This is a genomic window from Citrobacter sp. Cb080 (genome assembly GCF_030334745.1).
In the GTDB taxonomy this organism is placed as follows: Bacteria; Pseudomonadota; Gammaproteobacteria; order Enterobacterales; family Enterobacteriaceae; genus Citrobacter; species Citrobacter braakii.
Window position 1 is genome coordinate 88,111 of record NZ_JAOWDG010000062.1, and the last position, 16,517, is coordinate 104,627.

General features: G+C 54.0%; 16 protein-coding genes. 5 read left to right on the forward strand and 11 right to left on the reverse strand.

What is annotated here, in order from left to right:
• Window positions 1-9 precede the first annotated feature (9 nt).
• Window positions 10-2,079, forward strand: a complete 2,070-nt coding sequence (gene glyS / locus OGV38_RS10915; protein WP_286473299.1) for a glycine--tRNA ligase subunit beta — start codon at window positions 10-12, stop codon at window positions 2,077-2,079.
• A 63-nt stretch (window positions 2,080-2,142) separates the two neighbouring features.
• On the opposite strand, the gene cueP is transcribed toward glyS, so the two are convergent.
• The 3 genes from cueP to OGV38_RS10930 form a co-directional block, all read right to left on the reverse strand.
• A complete protein-coding gene (gene cueP, locus OGV38_RS10920; RefSeq protein ID WP_104651747.1) occupies window positions 2,143-2,682 on the reverse strand; it encodes a copper-binding periplasmic metallochaperone CueP in 540 nt (179 codons plus the stop codon).
• A 187-nt stretch (window positions 2,683-2,869) separates the two neighbouring features.
• Window positions 2,870-3,082, reverse strand: a complete 213-nt coding sequence (gene cspE, locus OGV38_RS10925; protein WP_000014594.1) for a transcription antiterminator/RNA stability regulator CspE — start codon at window positions 3,080-3,082, stop codon at window positions 2,870-2,872.
• A 279-nt stretch (window positions 3,083-3,361) separates the two neighbouring features.
• Window positions 3,362-3,652, reverse strand: a complete 291-nt coding sequence (locus OGV38_RS10930) for an HTH-type transcriptional regulator (RefSeq protein ID WP_016157726.1) — start codon at window positions 3,650-3,652, stop codon at window positions 3,362-3,364.
• 380 nt (window positions 3,653-4,032) lie between these two features.
• On the opposite strand from OGV38_RS10930, the gene OGV38_RS10935 reads away from it, so the two are divergent.
• Window positions 4,033-4,743, forward strand: coding sequence for a DUF3053 domain-containing protein (locus OGV38_RS10935; protein ID WP_016154915.1), 711 nt, complete (start codon window positions 4,033-4,035; stop codon window positions 4,741-4,743).
• Between the two features lie 58 nt (window positions 4,744-4,801).
• Here the strand turns inward: OGV38_RS10935 and ghrB are convergent, their stop codons facing one another.
• From ghrB to OGV38_RS10965, 6 genes are all read right to left on the reverse strand, one after another.
• Window positions 4,802-5,776, reverse strand: coding sequence for a glyoxylate/hydroxypyruvate reductase GhrB (gene ghrB, locus OGV38_RS10940; RefSeq protein WP_047415858.1), 975 nt, complete (start codon window positions 5,774-5,776; stop codon window positions 4,802-4,804).
• 22 nt (window positions 5,777-5,798) lie between these two features.
• Window positions 5,799-7,079, reverse strand: coding sequence for an MFS transporter (locus tag OGV38_RS10945; protein WP_003827389.1), 1,281 nt, complete (start codon window positions 7,077-7,079; stop codon window positions 5,799-5,801).
• Window positions 7,080-7,149: 70 nt separating this feature from the next.
• Window positions 7,150-8,088, reverse strand: coding sequence for a sugar kinase (locus OGV38_RS10950; RefSeq protein ID WP_046275780.1), 939 nt, complete (start codon window positions 8,086-8,088; stop codon window positions 7,150-7,152).
• 3 nt (window positions 8,089-8,091) lie between these two features.
• Window positions 8,092-8,841, reverse strand: a complete 750-nt coding sequence (locus tag OGV38_RS10955) for a sugar phosphate isomerase/epimerase family protein (RefSeq protein WP_269519139.1) — start codon at window positions 8,839-8,841, stop codon at window positions 8,092-8,094.
• A gap of 99 nt (window positions 8,842-8,940) precedes the next feature.
• Entirely contained in the window at window positions 8,941-9,957 is a 1,017-nt protein-coding gene (locus OGV38_RS10960; RefSeq protein WP_005133828.1) for a LacI family DNA-binding transcriptional regulator, read from the reverse strand.
• 101 nt (window positions 9,958-10,058) lie between these two features.
• Entirely contained in the window at window positions 10,059-10,721 is a 663-nt protein-coding gene (locus OGV38_RS10965; RefSeq protein ID WP_016157720.1) for an OmpA family lipoprotein, read from the reverse strand.
• Window positions 10,722-10,880: 159 nt separating this feature from the next.
• Here OGV38_RS10965 and OGV38_RS10970 point away from each other — a divergent pair, with 159 nt between their 5' ends.
• On the forward strand, window positions 10,881-13,214 hold the full coding sequence (locus tag OGV38_RS10970; protein ID WP_211941390.1) for a molybdopterin guanine dinucleotide-containing S/N-oxide reductase: 2,334 nt from the start codon (window positions 10,881-10,883) through the stop codon (window positions 13,212-13,214).
• On the opposite strand, the gene OGV38_RS10975 is transcribed toward OGV38_RS10970, so the two are convergent.
• Together OGV38_RS10975 and tag are read right to left on the reverse strand one after the other, a co-directional pair.
• The gene (locus OGV38_RS10975; RefSeq protein WP_016157718.1) at window positions 13,183-13,623 is read right to left on the reverse strand and encodes an N-acetyltransferase; all 441 of its coding nucleotides are present in this window, start codon (window positions 13,621-13,623) and stop codon (window positions 13,183-13,185) included. The genes OGV38_RS10970 and OGV38_RS10975 overlap by 32 nt on opposite strands.
• Entirely contained in the window at window positions 13,613-14,182 is a 570-nt protein-coding gene (gene tag / locus OGV38_RS10980) for a DNA-3-methyladenine glycosylase I (RefSeq protein WP_047358205.1), read from the reverse strand. Before tag ends, OGV38_RS10975 begins: the two co-directional genes overlap by 11 nt.
• A gap of 159 nt (window positions 14,183-14,341) precedes the next feature.
• Here tag and OGV38_RS10985 point away from each other — a divergent pair, with 159 nt between their 5' ends.
• Together OGV38_RS10985 and OGV38_RS10990 are read left to right on the forward strand one after the other, a co-directional pair.
• A complete protein-coding gene (locus OGV38_RS10985) occupies window positions 14,342-15,043 on the forward strand; it encodes an autotransporter outer membrane beta-barrel domain-containing protein (RefSeq protein WP_016154907.1) in 702 nt (233 codons plus the stop codon).
• A 251-nt stretch (window positions 15,044-15,294) separates the two neighbouring features.
• Entirely contained in the window at window positions 15,295-16,497 is a 1,203-nt protein-coding gene (locus OGV38_RS10990) for an L-lactate MFS transporter (RefSeq protein ID WP_016154906.1), read from the forward strand.
• The last annotated feature ends 20 nt before the right edge of the window (window positions 16,498-16,517 follow it).

Sequence of the window (16,517 nt, forward strand, 5' to 3'; positions counted from 1 at the left end):
GAGGCGGCCATGTCTGAGAAAACTTTTCTGGTGGAAATCGGCACTGAAGAGCTGCCACCAAAAGCACTGCGCAGCCTGGCTGAGTCCTTTGCTGCGAACTTTACCGCGGAGCTGGATAATGCTGGCATCGCGCACGGCAACGTGGAGTGGTTCGCCGCGCCGCGTCGTCTGGCGTTGAAAGTCGCTGCCCTGGCTGAAGCACAACCCGACCGTGAAGCAGAAAAACGCGGCCCGGCCATTGCCCAGGCGTTTGACGCCGAAGGTAAACCGAGCAAAGCGGCCGAAGGTTGGGCGCGTGGCTGTGGCATCACGGTTGATCAGGCTGAGCGTCTGACCACCGACAAAGGCGAGTGGCTGCTGTATCGCGCGCATGTGAAAGGCGAAAGCGCTGAAGCGTTGCTGCCGAATATGATCGCCACCTCACTGGCGAAGCTGCCGATCCCGAAACTGATGCGCTGGGGCGCGTCTGACGTTCACTTCGTGCGTCCGGTTCACACCGTGACGTTGCTGCTGGGCGACAAAGTTATTCCGGCAACTATTCTGGGTATTCAGTCCGATCGCGTGATCCGCGGGCATCGCTTTATGGGCGAGCCGGAGTTCACCATCGATAATGCCGATCAGTACCCAGAAATTCTGCGTGAGCGCGGCAAAGTGATTGCGGATTACGCTGAGCGTAAAGCCAAAATCAAAGCTGATGCCGAAGACGCGGCGCGTAAAATTGGCGGCAACGCCGATCTGAGTGAAAGCCTGCTGGAAGAAGTCACCTCGCTGGTGGAATGGCCGGTCGTGCTGACCGCGAAGTTCGAAGAGAAATTCCTCGCTGTTCCGTCCGAAGCGCTGGTACACACCATGAAAGGTGACCAGAAGTACTTCCCGGTATACGCGAACGACGGCAAACTGCTGCCGAATTTTATCTTCGTTGCCAACATCGAATCCAAAGACCCGCAGCAAATCATCTCCGGTAACGAGAAGGTGGTTCGTCCGCGTCTGGCGGATGCCGAATTCTTCTTCAATACTGACCGTAAAAAACGTCTGGAAGACCATCTGCCGCGTCTGCAAACCGTGCTGTTCCAACAGCAACTGGGTACGCTGCGCGACAAAACTGACCGTATCCAGGCGCTGGCGGGCTGGATTGCTGGTCAAATTGGCGCTGACGTTAACCACGCAACGCGTGCTGGCCTGCTGTCCAAGTGCGACCTGATGACCAACATGGTCTTCGAGTTCACCGATACCCAGGGCGTGATGGGCATGCACTACGCGCGTCACGATGGTGAAGCGGAAGATGTCGCTGTGGCGCTGAACGAGCAGTATCAGCCGCGTTTTGCTGGTGATGACCTGCCATCTAACCCGGTTGCCTGTGCCGTGGCGATTGCCGATAAGATGGACACACTGGCGGGTATCTTCGGTATCGGTCAGCATCCGAAAGGCGACAAAGACCCGTTTGCGCTGCGTCGTGCCGCGCTGGGCGTACTGCGTATCATCGTTGAGAAGAACCTGAATCTGGATCTACAAACGTTGACCGAAGAAGCGGTTCGTCTGTATGGCGACAAGCTGACTAACGCCAACGTGGTGGATGATGTGATCGACTTTATGCTCGGTCGCTTCCGCGCCTGGTATCAGGATGAAGGTTACACCGTCGATACCATTCAGGCAGTACTGGCGCGTCGTCCGACTCGTCCGGCTGATTTCGACGCACGTATGAAGGCGGTTTCGCACTTCCGTACGCTGGAAGCCGCGTCCGCGCTGGCTGCAGCGAACAAGCGTGTATCGAACATCCTGGCGAAGTCTGAAGAGACGCTGAATGACCGCGTAAATTCGGCAACGCTGAAAGAGCCGGAAGAAATTGCGCTGGCGCTGCAGGTTGTGGTGCTGCGCGATAAGCTGGAGCCTGTCTTTGCAGCTGGTCGTTACCAGGAAGCGCTGGTTGAGTTGGCGGAACTGCGTGAACCGGTTGATGCGTTCTTCGAGAAAGTGATGGTCAACGTGGAAGATAAAGATCTGCGTATTAACCGTCTGTCTATGCTCGCAAAACTGCGCGAACTGTTCCTGCGCGTAGCGGATATTTCTCTGCTGCAGTAACGCTCCTGAGCTGACTTAGAAAAGCCGGATAAGCATTGTGCCATCCGGCTTTTTTGTATGTTGTTAGCGCAGCTGTAATTTTGTCAGACAGGTCTGGCTGTCTTCCATCGTCTTGATGGGATACTCTGCCGTTTTACCGTTGTAACTTACCGCGATTGTGCCTGCCATATTGCGCGGTAGCCATACCCCGACGAAGCCATTTCGACCGCTCTTCATCACTTTTTGTACCATCACCTCACCCTTGTTATCCGTCACTTTGACATTGAATGCCTTCTCCGGCATTTCGCCCTGGCAGCCAGAAAGGCTGTGGTTGAAGCAAGGATGTGTTTGCCATTCATAGGGGGCAAATGACAGATAGAACTTGTCACCGAGCGGTAGGGTATAAATCTGATCGCCCGAAGAGAGCTTCAGTTCGGTACTGGTGATAGATGCTGAGTACGGCAGCGGGCGGTTCTGTGGCGACTGGTCAATGGTCTCGACGATTTGCTCGACGGATTTACCGCTGAGCCCGTGTTCCGCCAGAAAAGCAGCTTCCGGAGTTGCTGCGAACGCGCTACCGGTTGTGAGCAAACCTAAAACCAGCAGCAGTGAGGATTTCGACATAGCTTCAATTCCTTGTGAATATTGTGGAATACAGACTGGCTCACTATAAAGCTTGCCCTTAGGGAAAGGTCAAAGGGAGGACGGGTAAAGTAATGCAAAGAAGCGTTTGGGCGGGGAGTCTTGCGAAGTACAGATAAAAAAAATCCCCGCCGTTTGGCAGGGATTCAGAATTTTGAGCTTTTTAAGCTTACAGGCTGGTTACGTTGCCAGCTGCCGGGCCTTTAGCGCCGCTTTCGATGGTGAAGGAAACTTTCTGACCTTCGTCCAGAGATTTGTAGCCATCGTTCTGGATAGCAGAGAAGTGTACGAACACGTCTTTAGAGCCATCGTCAGGAGTGATGAAGCCGAAACCTTTGTCAGCGTTGAACCATTTTACGATACCAGTCATTTTACCGGACATAGTGTATTACCTTTTAAAAAATAAGTGTGCCTTTCGGCGATATGGCGTGCTTTACAGATTTTTTAACAGTAAAGGAAATGCTCACTACGAAGGGTATCAACGATAACTCTTGAAGGGACTTGCCTTACTAACTGCTGTAATGGTCTGTACGTCAAACCGTTGAGGGCATTAACTCATTTTACGCATGTGGATGCAACTACTATTTTCTTTTTTGTGGATAACCCCCTTAAGGGAACGGCCCTTTTACAGGACCGTTCATAAGTAAAATTGAAAAATAGTTCAATCCATCAGTTGCTTACTTAATCTTGGGTCTGCCTGAATCAGGCGCATTAACTTCAATTCGGTATTGGAAGGCTTTACGCGTTTAGACTCCCATTCATGAACCGTCGCGACTGTCACGCCCATCACTCGGGCAAAATCATCTGTTTTTAAACCTGTCCCTCGTCGTAGCTGTTCAAATTCGGTGAAAGGGTTGGTTTTTTGCGTCAGAGTAACCGTCTGCGATACATCTTTAAAAACAATCTGCTCCAGACTGCTCAGCAGTTCAAACATAGGATCTTTGTATTCCATTGAGAACTCCTACAAATCACACAGCGGGATCGTGAATTTCATCGAAGCTCATTAAGAGTAGTCGGAAAAAATGAAGCCGGATTTTAGGTTTGCGTGATGGATTCGTTTCAGCGGATCGGGGTCGACAATCTTTTGCAGGCTAACGAACTGATAAAGGTCGGGATCTGCGAACGATCGATCCCAATTGTAAAGATGACTAAAATATGACGTCGTGTGGTAAATGGCGCATTGTTTAGCAAAACGATGGGTGGCGGGAGCGGTTATTTTCCCCCACAAGATTACGCGGAAAGGGTATCTTGCGGGGCTGACCTGGACTATCCTTGTCAACGTCAGGCACGCGGGTGTCGTTGTGCGCATTTTTGGGTGAAAGGAGTATTAAAATGGCGACAGGTAAGTCCTGCTCTCGCTGGTTTGCGCCTGTTTTGGCGCTCTTAATGGTAGTTGGCCTGAGTGGGTGTTTTGATAAAGAAGGCGATCAACGCAAAGCGTTTATCGATTTTCTGCAGAATACTGCAATGCGTAGCGGAGAGCGTTTACCAACGCTGACCGCCGATCAGAAAAAACAGTTTGGCCCGTTTGTGTCCGATTACGCGATTCTGTATGGCTATTCGCAGCAGGTTAATCAGGCAATGGACTCCGGTCTGCGCCCGGTGGTTGATAGCGTAAATGCGATTCGTGTTCCTCAGGATTATGTGACTCAGCGTGAACCGCTGCGTCAGGCAAATGGTGCGTTGGGCGTATTAGGGCAACAGTTGCAGAATGCGAAACTGCAGGCAGATGCTGCGCATGGCGCGCTGAAGCAGGGCGAGGATCTGAAGCCGGTCTTTGACCAGGTCTACAATAAAGTCGTCACTGTACCTTCAGAGGCGCTACAGCCGCTGATCCCTGCCGCGCAAATCTTCACGCAGCAGTTAGTGCAGGTCGGTGATTTTGTGGCACAGCAGGATACGCAGGTGAGCTTTGTCGCTAACGGTATCCAGTTCCCAACTTCACAGCAGGCAAGTCAGTACAACACTCTGATTGGCCCGTTGGCCTCTCAGCATCAGGCATTTAATCAGGCCTGGACTGCTGCGGTGAATGCCGCTCAGTAATGAAGGCGCTGTAATACATAAAAGGCCGGGTAAGCGTAAGTGCTACCCGGCCTTTTGTTTATGGCGCGACCTGCGGGTTCACGCAATTCTTCTCAACGCGTCCTTGCAGAGCATCGATTAAGTTATCCACCGCACAGGCCGCCATGTTATAGCGCGTTTCATGCGTAGCTGAACCTATGTGCGGCACGGCTACCACGTTTGGCAACGCCAATAACGGTGAGTCTGCTGGTAATGGCTCCTGCTCAAACACATCCAGGCCTGCGGCATGAATTTCCCCGCTTTGCAGGGCGGCAATCAGCGCTTTTTCATCGACCACTGGCCCACGCCCGGCGTTAATGAAAATGGCGGAGGACTTCATTTTGGCAAACTGTTCGGTACTAAACAGATGATGCGTTTCTGCGGTTAACGGCAGGATCAGGCAGACAAAATCGGACTCCTGCAACAGCGTATCGAGGTCGCAGTAACGCGCGTTGAAGCGTTCTTCCGCCTCCTGGTGATGACGGCGCGCGTTATAAAGAATCGGCATGCTAAAACCAAAATGCGCGCGTTGCGCCAGCGCCAGACCAATACGGCCCATGCCGACAATCCCCAGCGTTTTGTGGTGTACATCCGTACCAAACCAGTCCGGCCCGATACTTTTGGTCCACTCGCCAATTTTCACCCGTTCAGCAACTTCTACCACGCGGCGAGCGGTGCTTAACACCAGCGCCATTACCGTATCGGCGACAGTTTCCGTCAGCACGGTTGGCGTGTGCATCAACAGCACCTTGCGCGCGTTGAGGGCATCGACGTCGAAGTTGTCATAGCCTACGGAAATCGTGGATGTCGCACGTAGCCTGGGCATTCTCTCCAGTAGGGCGGTATTGACGGCTTCACTGGAACCCAGCAGACCTTCCGCGTTGGCAAAAGCCTCGGCGTACTGTGCGACCGTTTCCGGGCGCAGGTTAGGCACATGAGTCACAGTAAAATGCTCTTCCAGGCGATGCAGTAAATCGTCAGGTAACGCTTTATAGAGAATAATGGACGGCTTCATGCGAATCTCCGTAAGTTAAAATTTAAGCGTGGCGTGCGCCAATAGGTAATTGCTGATTATTAGCAGGCTTAACAATTAAAGTTAGCCATACTGAGACAAAAAGCGCTACCCCCATAAAAATGTACGAGGCGGATGGGCTGCCGGTTGCGCCATTGAGGTAGCCGACAAACCATGAACCAAAGAATGAGCCTAGCGCGCCCATGCTGTTAATCAGCGCCATTGCACCCCCGGCGACGTTGCGCGGCAGCATTTCCGGGATGATGGCGAAGAAGGGGCCATATGGGGCGTACATTGCCGCACCCGCAATAACTAACAGCGTGTAAGAAATCCAGAAGTGGTCTGCACCCACGGCCCAGGAGCCGATAAAAGCGAAAGCGGCTATCAATAACAGCGGCCAGACAAACAGTTTACGGTTTTGCAGCTTATCGGAGGCCCAGGAGACGAGGATCATCGCCGCCGTCGCCGCCAGATAAGGTACGGATGACAGCCAGCCAACCTCTACCATGCCCAGATTTGCGCCGCCGTTGCGGATAATCGACGGTAGCCACAGGACAAAACCATAGACGCCAATACTCCAGGCGAAATACTGCATGCACAGCAGGATGACGTTACGTGAGCGGAAGGCCTCGCTATAGTTACGCACGGCTTTGATGCCTTGCTGCTCTTTTTCCAGTTGCGCCTGAAGGGCGGCTTTTTCAGATTCTGACAGCCAGCCGACCTGAGACGGTTTGTCTTTTACCAATACCCACCAGCAGAACGCCCAGATGATGGCCGGGAAGCCCTCGATGATAAACATTTCCCGCCAGCCCAGCGCCTGGATCAGATAACCGGAAACCACAGACATCCACAGGACGGTAACCGGGTTACCGAGGATCAGGAAAGTGTTAGCGCGCGAGCGCTCGGATTTCGTAAACCAGTTGCTGATATAAATCAGCATTGCGGGCATCACCGCGGCTTCAACGACGCCAAGAATAAAGCGGATGGCGGCAAGCATTGGAATATTGCTGACCATACCGGTTAACGACGCGCATGCGCCCCAGAGGATCAGACAGACAAAAATCAGTTTTCGTACGCTGCGCCGTTCTGCGTAAATCGCGCCTGGGATCTGAAAGAAGAAATAGCCGAGGAAAAACAGAGCGCCCAGCAGGGAAGAGATCCCTTTGGTAATGCCGAGGTCCTCGTTGATACCGGCGGCGGAGGCGAAGCTGAAGTTCGCACGGTCAAGGTACGCCAGGCTATACGTGATAAACACGATTGGCATAATGTACCACCAGCGTTTTGCTGCATTAGTTGAGCTATTCATAGACTGCCCTCTGGTTATGCTGATACGCCGCCTCTGTATGTAGGGTACAGAGACAGAGTTGGCCGGGAGTTTATTCCCCTAATTGTTCACGTGTGGGTAATCCTTCGCTGTCGCCCTGAACCTGAATGGCCAGTGCGCCGATTTTATTGCCGCGGGTCACCGCCTGATGCAGCGAACGGCCTTCCAGCAGGGCGCTGATAACGCCTACGGCAAAGCCATCGCCTGCGCCGACCGTATCGACCACGTTGTCGACTTTTACCGGTGCAACGCAACCTTGTTCACCGCTGGCTGTTTTGTACCAGGCACCATCAGCCCCGGTTTTGATGATCACGGCCTTCACCCCGTGGCGCAGATAAAAGTCGGCGATGGCTTCAGGCGTCTGTTGGCCGGTTAAAATCATCCCCTCTTTTAATCCAGGTAAAACCCAGTCAGCCTGGAATGCCAGCCGGTTCAGTTTTTCCACCATTTCGGCTTCGCTTTTCCACAGTACCGGACGCAAATTTGGGTCGAACGAGATGGTCTTCCCCTGGGCTTTCAGCGTGCGGGCGGTGTGCGCCAGTAGTTCATAGGAGCTGGCAGAAAGCGCCGCCGCCACGCCGCTCAGGTGCAAGTGGCGCGCGCTGGCGAAATAGTCCTCGTGATAATCCTCAACGCTGAGGTGGCTGGCGGCGGAACCTTTGCGGAAATACTCCACAATGGGATCGGTTCCATTTTCGACCTTAGATTTAAGCTGAAAGCCGGTAGCGTAACGCCCGTCCTGGGTAACTCCCTGCGCATCTATCCCTTCTTTTTCCAGCGACTTAACGATAAAACGACCAAAACTGTCGTTGCCTACGCGGCTCACCCAGCCGACCTTCAGGCCCAGACGAGCAAGACCGGTCGCCACGTTGAGTTCAGCGCCTGCAACGCGCTTGATAAACTGCTCTACATCCGTCAGTTCGCCGGTTTGCGTGGCGACAAACATCGCCATCGCTTCACCAATAGTGACCGCATCCAGTGAATTTTTCATGTGTTACTCCTCGCGTAACAGCTCGACGTAGTGGCGGGTAACCGCCGTCAAATCCTGCCCTTCCAGGGGGAACTCAATACCGCGCGGAACATCGTTGGGCAGCGTTTTTAACAGCGCCAGCCAGCGTGAATCTGCTTCATCAGGCGGTACGGCACGGTAGCTATCGCGATGCGTAACTGCGGCTTTGACATGGATATATCCGACGGTTGGCGCCAGGTTCTGCGCGGCCTGTTCCGGGGAGTCGCCAACCCACAGCCAGTTGCCCATATCGAAAGTCAGAGATATCGGCAGGCTTTGCGTCTGACAGGCTTCATTAAAACGTTGCATCGGCTGCAGGCGTCCGCAGGCGGTCTGATCGTTTTCCACAACCAGCTCCATACCGCTGTTGTCCAGCCATTCACGTAAATCGTCGAACTGTTCGGTATGGGAAAAATGACCGAGAGAGACTTTTAACCACAGTGCCTGTAGGGCCTGCGCTTCTTCGAGGAGCTGCGGAAGTCGGGGATTCAGGTTCCCATCCTCAAGGAATAACGGTTCAGGCGCTGAATAACAGGCCAGCAGGCCGAAGAGTTCGATTGCAGAGGCCATTGTGGACAGCGTTTTCAGCTCGGCGTCGGTTAATAACTCGCGGCGGATTTCGACGCCGTCAGCACCGGCTTCGGCAATGATGGGCAACATTGCCGTTTGCCCGCCTGCGGCCTGCACCTGGTCGTAGCCGTAGGCGGCGGTAACCACCATAATTTTTCTTTTCATGGAAACTCCAGACTAGCATTCTTGTTATAACGCTAGATGGAACCGGTTCCAAAGAAAAGCTCATGATGTCGAATTTATGATCACCATCACGAAGGAAATTTAACGGGCGGTTGAGCCGCGCACGATCAGCTCGCCGGAGAATACCTGTTCCTGAATGGCAGCAGAGCCGCCATCAATTCGGCGTACAACCTGCTCAACGGCGGTGTAGCCAATCTGCCATGTGGGTTGTTTCAACGTGGTAATACCGACGCCCGCCAGCTCCGCCCATTCCAGTTCGTCAAAACCGAGCAGGCCGATATCGCTGCCCCAGTTAAGGCCAATGCGCTTCAGGGCGCGGGCAACCTGCAGCGTGAGAGCGCCGTTGGCAGAGATAACGGCTTTGCGCATCCCCCGATGCTGCTGGTGAAACTGGCGCAGCGTGTCATCCAGTTGCGTATTGTCCGTTAGCGGGACTTCGGCATTTTGCGCGATAACGCCGGGGTACTGTGCGAGCGTGGCGCGAAAAGCGCTCAGGCGTTCGCGGCGGGTATTCACCATGCCCAGCGGTTCGCTGAGGAACAGGATGGCTTCAAAGCCTTGCTCGACCAGATGTTCAGTGGCAACCGTTGCCGCCTGGGTGTTATCCAGCCCGACCATATCACAGGCGAAATCGGGGATTTTACGGTCAATCAGTACCATCGGTAGCGCAGACTGTTGCAGGCGGTTCAGCCCCTCTTCGCGCATTCCAACGGCGTTGACCACAATCCCTTCGACCTGGTAGCTGCGCAGTAGGTCGAGATAATGCAGCTCCTGATCCACTTCGTTGTTGGTGTTACACACCAGCGGGGTAAAGCCCTTATCGCGACAGGCGGCTTCAATCCCGCTTAACACGTTGACGGAGTAGGGATTAGTAATATCGGCGATGATCAGACCAATCAGACGGGTACGACCGTGTTTCAGGCCTCTTGCCATCAAGCTGGGACGGTAGTCGAGATCGGCAATGGCTTGTTCAATGCGGGCCAGTAGCGCGTCGGAAAGCAGGTGCTTTTCACCGTTGAGGTAGCGTGAAATGCTGGTCTTGCCGGTTTTTGCGGCTTTCGCCACATCGCTGATGGTTGCCCGTGTTGATTTGCTCATCGCTGATTTCCCTAAATTTGGTGACAACACCTTAACGCGAAAATCAACGATGGCAAGTGCTTCATGCCGGATAAGACGCTGCCATTATCCGGCACAAAACGTTACTGGAGCGGGCTTAAAGTGATCTCTACGCGGCGGTTTTGCGCTTTACCTTCCGCCGTGCTGTTACTGGCGATCGGGTTTGCCGGGCCCATACCCTGAGTGCGGATACGGTTAGCGGCGACGCCTTGAGTGATTAAGGCGCTGGCCACAGAGTCCGCGCGCTGCTGCGACAGGCGCATATTCAGATCCTGACTGCCGGTGCTGTCGGTGAAGCCGAGCACGTTGACGGCGGTTTTATTGTACTCTTTCAGTACCATTGCCACGCCGGTCAGGGTGTTGGCACCCGCAGGTTTCAGGTTGCTGCTGTTGCTGTCGAAGGTGACGTTATTTGGCATATTCAGGATGATGTTATCGCCACTGCGCGTCACGCTGACGCCCGTTCCCTGCATTTTGTCGCGCAGTTTTGCTTCCTGCACGTCCATGTAATAGCCGACACCGCCGCCAACGGCCGCGCCAGCCGCCGCACCAATCAGCGCGCCTTTGCCGCGATCTTTCTTCGAAGAAGAGAGTGCGCCAATACCCGCGCCGACCAGAGAGCCAATACCCGCGCCAATGCCGGATTTACCCGCTTCGCGTTCTCCGGTGTAAGGGTTTGTTGTGCAGCCAGAAACCGCCAGGGCGCCGCTCACGATGGCAGCAATAACAAAAACACGTTTCTTCATCTTAATTCCTTAATGACTTTTTCTTCTTTGCCACAGCGACCGTGGCGGTTGATTATGACGTGTGAACATGAAGAAAATTCCAGGGAAGACTCTGAAATTTGTAAGTAACATTGAACGGCATAATAAATAAGCCGTCACATCGCATTCAGGAGCGCCATCTTGGCTAATTCACCCGCACATTACTCGGTGTTAACCGCCGCCCACTGGGGACCTATTCTCGTCGAAACCGATGGCGAGACGGTTTTCTCCTCTCGCGGCGTGCTGCCCACCGCCCATCCCAACTCTTTGCAAACCGTGGTGCGCGACCAGGTACACAGTAAAACGCGGGTACGTTTTCCCATGGTGCGTAAAGGCTTTCTCGCCTCGCCGGAGGATCCGCAGGGGGTGCGCGGGCAGGATGAATTTGTTCGTGTCAGTTGGGACGACGCGCTGAATCTTATCCATACGCAGCATAAACGCATCCGTGACAGCTACGGCCCGGCCTCGATTTTTGCCGGTTCCTACGGCTGGCGTTCCAACGGCGTGTTACACAAAGCAGCGACCCTGCTACAGCGTTATATGGCGCTGGCGGGTGGTTATACCGGGCATCTGGGGGATTACTCGACGGGTGCTGCGCAGGCCATCATGCCGTACGTGGTGGGCGGTAACGAAGTTTACCAGCAGCAGACCAGTTGGCCGGTGGTGCTGGAGAACAGCGAAGTGGTGGTGTTATGGAGCGCCAATCCGCTGAATACCCTGAAAATTGCCTGGAACGCCTCCGACGAGCAGGGCCTCGCTTACTTTGAGGCACTGCGTGGCAGCGGGAAGCGGTTGATCTGTATCGATCCGATGCGATCGGAAAGCGTCGATTTCTTTGGCGAGAAGATGGAATGGATCGCTCCGCATATGGGGACCGACGTGGCGCTGATGCTGGGTATCGCGCATACGCTGGTGGAAAACGGCTGGCACGACGCGGACTTTCTCGCCCGGTGTACGACCGGATATGACCGTTTTGCCGACTATCTGCTGGGCAAATCTGACGATGTTGCAAAAACGGCAGAATGGGCCGCTGAAATTTGTGGTGTTCCGGCGGCGAAAATACGTGAACTTGCGGCGATATTTCACCAAAACACCACCATGCTGATGGCGGGGTGGGGTATGCAACGCCAGCAGTATGGCGAGCAGAAACACTGGATGATTGTCACGCTGGCTGCCATGCTCGGGCAAATCGGGACGCCTGGCGGCGGCTTTGGGCTGTCGTACCATTTTGCCAACGGCGGCAACCCAACGCGCCGCGCTGCGGTGCTGGCTTCAATGCAGGGCAGCGTTAAAAACGGCACCGACGCGGTGGATAAAATCCCGGTGGCGCGAATTGTTGAAGCGCTGGAGAACCCGGGTGGTTTTTATCAGCACAACGGTATGGACCGCCATTTCCCGGACATCCGTATGCTGTGGTGGGCGGGCGGCGCTAACTTCACCCATCATCAGGACACCAACCGTCTGATTCGCGCCTGGCAAAAACCGGAGCTGGTGGTTATCTCGGAGTGTTTCTGGACAGCCGCAGCGAAGCATGCCGATATCGTGCTGCCGGCGACGACGTCTTTTGAGCGTAATGATTTGACCATGACCGGCGATTACAGCAACCAGCATCTGGTGCCGATGAAGCAGGTTGTATCGCCGCAGGATGAAGCGCGAAATGATTTTGATGTCTTTGCCGAGCTGAGTGAACGCTGGGAGAAGGGCGGGTATGAGCGATTTACCGAAGGCAAAAGCGAGCTGGAATGGCTGGAGACTTTTTACAACATTGCCGGGCAGCGTGGGGCTAGCCAGCAGGTGACGTTGCCGCCATTCACCGAGTTTTGGCAGCGGAATGCGCTGATCGAAATGCCAGAAAACGCCGCCAGCGCGGAGTTTATCCGTTTCGCGGATTTTCGCCGCAACCCACAGGCGCATCCGCTGAAAACGGACAGCGGTAAAATTGAAATCTACTCCGCGAGGATTGCCAGTTACGGTTACGCGGACTGTGCGGGGCATCCGATGTGGCTGGAGCCGGATGAGTGGTTCGGTAACGCCGAGCCGGGCCAGTTACAGCTGCTTTCCGCCCATCCGGCGCACCGTTTGCACAGTCAGCTAAATTACAGCGCGTTGCGCGAACAGTATGCGGTAGCGGATCGTGAGCCCGTCACGATTCATCCGCAGGATGCCAAAGCGCGCGGTATTGCGGATGGCGACACGGTCAGGGTGTGGAACCAGCGTGGGCACGTTCTGGCGGGAGCGGTCGTGACGACGGGAATTAAACCCGGTGTCATCTGTATTCATGAGGGCGCCTGGCCTGATTTGGATCTCGCCGCCAACGGTATTTGTAAAAATGGCGCCGTCAACGTGCTGACCAAAGATCTCCCCAGCTCGAAGCTGGGGAATGGCTGTGCGGGCAACACTGCGCTGGCGTGGCTCGAAAAATACAGCGGACCAACGTTGGCGCTTACGGCGTTTGATCCGCCTGCCAGCCCATAATCCACGTGGGATGGTGAGTCTCTTCCTGCCATGCGCCATCTTCAATGCGAAAACCCAGCGCATGGTAGAAGTTCACCGCTGATTGATTCTTCTGGTAGACCTCGAGGCTGAGTAACGAAAAGCGCTGCTGCACATGCTGCACCAGCGCTTTGCCGATCCCGCTTCTGATGGCGGCAGGCGCGACGAACAGCGCGCCGAGAAAGCGGTCGTCAATGACGCTGGCAAAGCCTTTGAGCACCCCTTCTTCTTCCCATACCCAGGTTTGTGCGGCTGGCAGATAAACATCCCGCACGATGGATTCACTTTCGCGCCAGTAGCGTTCTTCGATAAACGGATGGGCATGGATCGTGCTTTCCATCCACAGCGCCAGAATCGACGGTAGATCGTCAGCCTTTGATTCACGAATCATGTTGTTCTCCCGGGTAACAGATACAGCTGGTGACATGGTCATTGACCAGGCCGCATGCCTGCATAAAGGAGTAACAGATGGTGGTGCCGACAAACTTAAATCCGCGTTTTTTTAACGCTTTAGACAGAGCATCTGACGCCGGTGTAGAGGTGGGGATATCGCTCAGGTTGGCGGCGCGGGTCAGTTGCGGTTGGTTATCAACAAACGACCAGACGAACTCGCTAAACGATTCTCCGTTTTGCGCCATGGTCAGAAAGGCGCGAGCGTTGCCGATAATGGCCTGAATTTTTCCTCTATGGCGAATAATGCCGGCATCCAGTACCAGTCTTTCCACATCCTCTTCGGTCATGGCCGCCACTTTTTCCGGGTCAAAATGGTGGAAGGCGTGGCGATAATTTTCCCGTTTCTTTAGCACGGTGATCCACGATAAACCGGCCTGTTGGCCTTCCAGACAGATCATTTCGAACAGCTTGTTGCCATCTGTTTCGGGGACGCCCCATTCCTTGTCGTGGTAGGCAATGTAAAGTGGGTCCTGGCTGACCCATCCGCAACGCTGCATATTCTTCCTCGCTGTTTTTACTGGCGTAAAAATTTCATTCGGCCCGCCTTGACGCGCCAGCTAAAAAGACAATATTTAATACAGGGCCTGATGGGCCCGATATCCTTCACACAATGACAATAATATCGCCGAATTCGGCTCTTTTCTGGAGTCGCGTTGATGATTATAAGAAACAGTAGTGGTCGCCAAAGGTTAACTCTGGCGAGCGTCGTAGTTTGTGCGCTGTTCATCAATACAGCATATGGCTGGCAACAAGAATATATCGTTGATGCGATGTCAGGGCATACGGCTGAACGTTATACATGGGACAGCGATCACCAACCACGTTATAACGACATTCTGGAAGAACGTATTCGCTCCACTCAAAACGTGGCGGGTCCCGTGGTGAATCTGGCGGATGAAACGCCTATGGATGCGACCAGCGGCATGAGTATGGGCTGGAACTTTCCGCTTTCAAGGCAGGTGATGACCGGTCCGGTGGCCGCGCTGCATTATGACGGTTCGACCACGTCTACTTACAACGAATTTGGCGATAGCGTGACGTCGGTAACGCAGAACGATCCGCTGTGGCATGCCAGCGTCAGCACGTTAGGCTGGCGAGTCAATTCTCAGTTCGGTGATGTGCGACCGTGGGCGCAAATCAGCTATAACCAGCAGTTTGGCGAGAATATCTGGAAAGCGCAGTCGGGCCTCAGTCGCATGACGGCGGCGGGTCAAGACGGTAACTGGCTGGATGTTACCGTTGGCGCAGATATGCTGTTGAACCGGCACATGGCGGCTTACGCGGCGCTTTCGCAGGCGGAAAATAGCACCAATAACAGCGACTATATGTACACCATGGGAGTGAGTGCCAAATTTTAACGCAAACAATCATCATATAAACATCTCTGTTACATATTGAGATCAACAATCACACGCCCCTCAGCGATAGCGTGTACTAACTCTTACGATAAAATTCAGTAACCCGACTTTTTGTCTCGTCATTCATTCCGCATTCCAGGCATTTCATTCCGTCCTGGTGGCATTTCATGCCGTTTTCTCCTGGCCATAAAAGCGCTTCGGTATGGTTGTTGGCAGAGAATTTCCCATTTTGCTTATGCAGGAAGACTGCCATGAAAACTTCTGATTATCAGCGCACTCGCTGGCTAACACTGATCGGCACGATTATTACCCAATTTGCTTTAGGTTCTGTTTATACCTGGAGCCTGTTTAATGGCGCGCTCTCTTCTAAGCTCGATGCGCCGGTAAGTCAGGTGGCATTTTCCTTTGGCCTGCTGAGCCTCGGGCTGGCGATTTCCTCTTCCGTTGCCGGCAAGCTGCAGGAACGTTTTGGCGTGAAACGCGTCACCATGGCCTCCGGTATTTTACTCGGCGTCGGTTTCTTCTTAACCGCCCATTCCAACAGCCTGATTATGCTGTGGCTGAGCGCCGGTGTGCTGGTTGGTCTGGCGGATGGTGCAGGTTACCTGTTAACGCTTTCCAACTGCGTAAAATGGTTCCCTGAGCGTAAAGGGCTGATTTCCGCCTTTGCCATCGGTTCTTATGGCCTTGGCAGCCTCGGTTTTAAATTTATCGACAGCCAACTGCTGAGCACCGTGGGCCTGGAAAAAACCTTCATGATTTGGGGCGCGATCGTACTGGTGATGATCGTCTTTGGCTCCACGCTGATGAAAGATGCGCCGAATCAGGAAGTGAAAGCGAAGAATGGCGTAGTTGAGAACGACTACACCCTGGCGCAGTCCATGCGCAAACCGCAGTACTGGATGCTGGCAGTCATGTTCCTGACAGCGTGTATGAGCGGTCTGTACGTCATTGGCGTGGCGAAAGATATCGCACAAAGCCTGGCGCATATGGATGTGGCGACGGCGGCGAATGCGGTTACCGTCATTTCTATCGCGAACCTGTCGGGTCGTCTGGTGCTGGGGATTCTGTCCGATAAAATCTCCCGTATTCGCGTGATCACCATTGGTCAGGTCGTTTCGCTGGTCGGTATGGCTGCACTGTTGTTCGCGCCGCTGAATGACGTAACCTTCTTTATGGCTATTGCCTGTGTCGCATTTAACTTTGGCGGCACCATCACCGTATTCCCGTCACTGGTCAGCGAGTTCTTCGGTCTGAATAACCTGGCTAAAAACTACGGTGTTATTTACCTGGGCTTCGGTATCGGTAGCATTTGCGGTTCCATTATCGCCTCGCTGTTTGGCGGGTTCTATGTGACCTTCTGCGTTATCTTTGCGCTGTTAATCATTTCGCTGGCGCTTTCTACCACTATTCGTCAGCCACAACGTAGCGTCTATACCGAGGCGCACGCCTAAATCTATTAGTAGTATGATTA